Genomic DNA, 4,384 nt, shown 5'->3' with positions numbered 1-4,384 from the left:
GGCGGGCGATGGTCTTGCGCATGCCGTCATGCGGCACGAGCTCGTAGGAGCCTTCCTCGAAGAGCTTCAGCACCTGGTCGTCCGACATCGGCGCGGGGGGCTTGGGCGTGGGGGCCGGCGCTTCGGGCGCTTTGGCAGCGGGGGCGGCGCCCGAAAGCGCCGCCTCGACGTCGGCCTTCACGACGCGGCCGCGCGGGCCGGAGCCGGCAACGGCGGCAAGGTCGATGCCGGCCTCCCGGGCGATGCGGCGGGCGAGCGGGGAGGCGCGGACGTTCGATGTAGGCGTAATCTCCCCCACTGTGGCAGGATGATTGAATATGGATTGTGAGTCCTTGCTTGGACCCCCTCCCCTCAAGGGGGAGGGGGGCGCCGACGTCTCAGAATCCCCCTCCCCCTTGAGGGGAGGGGTGAGGGGTGGGGGTTCCGGCGAAACCGGCAAAAATGACTCGTATGCGATAGCCCCGCCCCCAGGGGAGATTGGAGCCTCGCCCTCCGCGTAAATCCACGCTACCGCCTGGCCAACGGGAATCTCCACCCCTCCCCTGCCGGAAATGTCGCGGACGATGCCGCTTGCCGGGGCGTCGATCTCCATGGCCGCCTTGTCGGTCTCGATCTCGAACAGGAGGTCGCCCTTTTCGACGGCCGCTCCCTCCTCGACGTACCAGCGCGAAATCCGCCCCGTCGCCATGTCCATGTCGACCTTCGGCAGAATGACTTCCACAGGCATTATCAGCGCGCTCCCTTTACGAGATCGCGGGCCGCCCGCACGACGTCCGGCACCTGGGGTACCGTCGCCTTTTCCAGCTCGGGGTTGTAGGGGATCGGCGTTTCCGCGCCGCCCAGCCGGACGATGGGCGCATCGAGGAAGTCGAAGGCATCGCTCTCGGCGATCATGGCGCTGACCTCGGCGCCGATGCCCAGCGTCTTGACGCCCTCGTAGACACAGAGGAGCCGGCTCGTCTTCCTGACGCTGTCGATGACAGTCTCGCGATCCATCGGCCGGACGGTGCGCAGGTCGACAACCTCGACGTCGATCCCCTCGCCTTCCAGCGTCTGCGCCGCCTCCAGCGCCTTGTGCACCATGATCGACGTGGCGACGATGGTGAGATCGCGCCCCTCGCGGCGGATCTCGGCCTTGCCGATGGGCACGGTGTAGTGGCCCTCCGGCACGGGGCCCTTCATCTTGTAGAGGAGCTTGTGCTCGAAGATCATAACCGGATCGGGGTCGTCGATCGCGGCCAGCAGCGTGCCCTTGGCATCGTGCGGCGTGGCGGGCTGAACGACCTTCAAGCCCGGCACATGGCCGAGCCAGGCTTCCAGGCTCTGGCTGTGCTGGGCCGCAGCGCCCGTGCCGGAGCCCGCGGGAAAGCGCATGACGAGGGGAACCGAGACGGCGCCGCCAAGCATGAAGCGCATCTTGGCCGCCTGGTTGACGATCTGCTCCATGGCGAGCGCCGCGAAATCGGAGAACTGGAACTCGAAGATCGGCCGCATGCCGGTGACGGCCGCGCCGACGGCGACGCCGGCGCCGCCGAGCTCGGAGATCGGCGTATCCATCACCCGCTCCTCGCCGAAGCGGTGGACGAGATCGCCCGTGACCTGGAAGGCGCCGCCGTAAACGCCGATGTCCTCGCCCATCAGGAAGACGCGCTCGTCCGCCTCCATGGCGAGCGCCATGGCCTCCTGGATCGCCTGCGCGTAGCTCAGTTCACGCGGCTGGGCATCCATCAGGCGGGCTCCGTGTAGACATAGCGTTCGAGGTCGGCGGTCTCGGGCGCCGGGCTTTCCTTGGCGAATTCGATGCCTTCGGCGATCTCCTTCGCTGCTGCCGCGCGCACCGCGTCGATCTCGTCCTGACTGACGATGCCCAGTGCCTTCAATTCGGCCTCGTAGAGGGCGATGGGATCGCGGTTGGTCATCCAATCCTCGATCTCGCCCTTGGTGCGGTAGCGGTTGCGGTCGCTCTTGGAATGACCGCGATAGCGGTAGGTTTTGGATTCGATCAGCGTCGGCCCCTCGCCCGCCCGCGCCCGCTCGACGGCCTGGTGGGAGGCCTCGGCCACCTCAGACAGCACGTTGCCGTCGACGATCACGCCCGGCATCGCATAGGCGCTAGCGCGCTCGGCGATGTCCTTCACGGCGGTGGAGCGCTCGGTGGAGGTGGACATGCCGTACTGGTTGTTCTCGCAGACGAAGACGACCGGCAGCTTCCAGATCGCGGCCATGTTGAGCGCCTCGTGGAAGGCGCCCTCGTTGTTGGCACCGTCGCCGAAGAAGCAGACGACCACCTTGCCGTTTCCGAGCCGCTTGGCCGAGAGGGCGGCGCCGACGGCGATGGGAATGCCGCCGCCGACGATGCCGTTGGCGCCGAGATTGCCCTTCGACACGTCGGCGATGTGCATGGAGCCGCCGCGGCCACGGCAATAGCCGGTGGTCTTGCCGAAGAACTCGGCGAACATCCTGGAGACCTCGGCGCCCTTGGCGATTGAATGGCCGTGGCCGCGGTGGGTGGAGGTGATCTGGTCGTCGTCGGTGAGCGGCAGGCAGATGCCGACGGCGCTCGCCTCCTGGCCGATGGACAGGTGCATGGTGCCGTGGATGAGGCCGCGCATATAGGACTCCTCCGCCCCCTCCTCGAAGAGGCGGATGAGATGCATCTTGTAGAGCGCCTCTTTCAGGGCGTCCTTGTCGTGGTGGCGATAGAGGAAGGGCAGGTTGGCGCCGGCCTTGGCCGTTCCGGCGCTCGCGCGCGTCGTCGCCATGGTCAGTCTCCCGCGTTCCCGAAGACGAGCTTGTCCTGCCTTGCACGCAGCTCGGCGATCTTCGAGCCGGGCGCCAGAGCGGCGTTCGCGTGGGTGATGAGCTCGCCCTTGGCGATGGGCGCCGTCACGGAGCCGCCCTGAAGCAGGCCGCAGGGGACGGCATTAGCGGCGCGGGCCTCCCCTGCCGTCATGATCCAGGCGCGGTAGCAGTATTCGCCGATGGCATCGAGCGCCTCGCCGGGCTTCAGGTCCTTCTTGGCCACGGCGCAGACTTCCGCCACGGGACGCGACAGCGGAACCATGTCCGGTTTGCCGTAAAGGACGACACGGGCGCAGGTGAGCGGCACTTCGAGCGAGGTGAGGTGGTAGGGGCGGTGGAAGGTGAAATAGGGACCCTTGCCCATCTTCAGGTCTTCCATGCGCTCGGAGATGCGCGGATGCGACATGTCGGCGACGACGAAGACGCCGGGGGCGACGCCCTTGCCGATGGAATAATCGACGACGCCGACACGGGAGAGCACGCCGCCGTCCTTCTCGGGGATCAGCGTCGAGGAGAGCTCTTCCAGCGTGGCGGCGGGGCCGTGCATGCCGGGCTTGTCTGGCACGAGGCCGGTGGCGTTGGCGATCGCCGCCATCTCCACCATGGTCTTGGAGCCGTCGACGAACTCGACCAGCATGCGCGGGTTCATGTTGCGGCGCTCGGCCTCTTCCCGGTAGGCATCGGGGGTGGCGTCGATATTGAGGGGGTTGTTCTTGCCCTTGCCGGCGGCGACGATCGGGTGGCCCATGGCGGAGACGAACTCGATCAACTCCATGCAGGAGGACGGCTCGTCGCCGGCGCCAAGCGAATAGGTGACGCCCAGGCGGTCGGCCTCGCTCTTCAGGTAGGCGCCGATGGTGACGTCGGCCTCGACGTTCATCATGACGAGGTGCTTGCCATGCTCCATGGCGTGAAGGCCGATCTCGGCGCCGACGGCGGGCACGCCGGTTGCGTCGATCACCACATCGATGAGATCGTTGCCGATGAGGAGATCCGCGTCCTCCGTCACGGCGACCTTGCCCGCTTCCATGGCCTCACTCATCGCGGAAGCGTTGGTGGCCTCGCGCGCGTGGCCCTCCTCGCGATAGGCGATGTCGACGGCCTTGCTTGCGGCCGGCAGGTTCAATTCGGCGATGGCGCCGATCTCGATCCCCGCCATATGGGCGACGCGGGTGACGATGTCGGTGCCCATCTCGCCGGAGCCGACGAGGCCGATGCGGATCGGCCGGCCGGCCTTCTCCCGCTCCGCGAGATCGCGCGCAAGCCCGGTCAAGGCAACGTTCGTGGCCATTCTGTCAGTCCTCCCGAAAACCGCTTGGTTTCCTCCTGACTATGGAACATATGTTTCAATGTCAATACGATTGTCCATCATATGCGGCAATGACGGCCCGCTTTTGACGTGGGCGGGGGAAGATGCCTTGGAGCGGGATGAGATTAGGCCGGGTCATTCCAACCGCCGTCATCCCGGACAGCCGGCGCGAAGCGCAGGCTGTCCGGGATGACGGCGGTTGGAATGACCCGGCCTGAATTCATCAGGCTCCCTCAGTTGAGCGAAACCTGCTCTCCCGGCAGGTCGAGGGAA

General features: G+C 66.8%; 4 protein-coding genes. All 4 read right to left on the bottom strand.

Annotated elements, in window-relative coordinates; genetic code table 11:
* Positions 1 to 727, bottom strand: a 727-nt coding sequence (locus tag GM910_RS26740; RefSeq protein WP_159593917.1) for an E3 binding domain-containing protein, incomplete at its 3' end; no start/stop codon positions are given.
* A 2-nt stretch (positions 728 to 729) separates the two neighbouring features.
* Positions 730 to 1,728 (bottom strand): alpha-ketoacid dehydrogenase subunit beta, encoded by a 999-nt coding sequence (locus GM910_RS26735; protein ID WP_159593915.1) that lies wholly within the window; start codon positions 1,726 to 1,728, stop codon positions 730 to 732.
* Positions 1,728 to 2,762, bottom strand: coding sequence for a thiamine pyrophosphate-dependent dehydrogenase E1 component subunit alpha (locus GM910_RS26730; protein WP_159593913.1), 1,035 nt, complete (start codon positions 2,760 to 2,762; stop codon positions 1,728 to 1,730). The genes GM910_RS26735 and GM910_RS26730 overlap by 1 nt, the downstream gene beginning before the upstream one ends.
* A gap of 2 nt (positions 2,763 to 2,764) precedes the next feature.
* Positions 2,765 to 4,093, bottom strand: a complete 1,329-nt coding sequence (locus GM910_RS26725) for an NAD(P)H-dependent oxidoreductase (protein WP_159593911.1) — start codon at positions 4,091 to 4,093, stop codon at positions 2,765 to 2,767.
* Positions 4,094 to 4,384 lie beyond the last annotated feature (291 nt).

The sequence above is a fragment of the Chelativorans xinjiangensis genome, from assembly GCF_009812055.1.
Lineage (GTDB): Bacteria > Pseudomonadota > Alphaproteobacteria > Rhizobiales > Rhizobiaceae > Chelativorans > Chelativorans xinjiangense.
The sequence above is the reverse complement of the archived record's forward strand: the minus strand, read 5'-3'. Positions and strand labels throughout refer to the sequence as shown.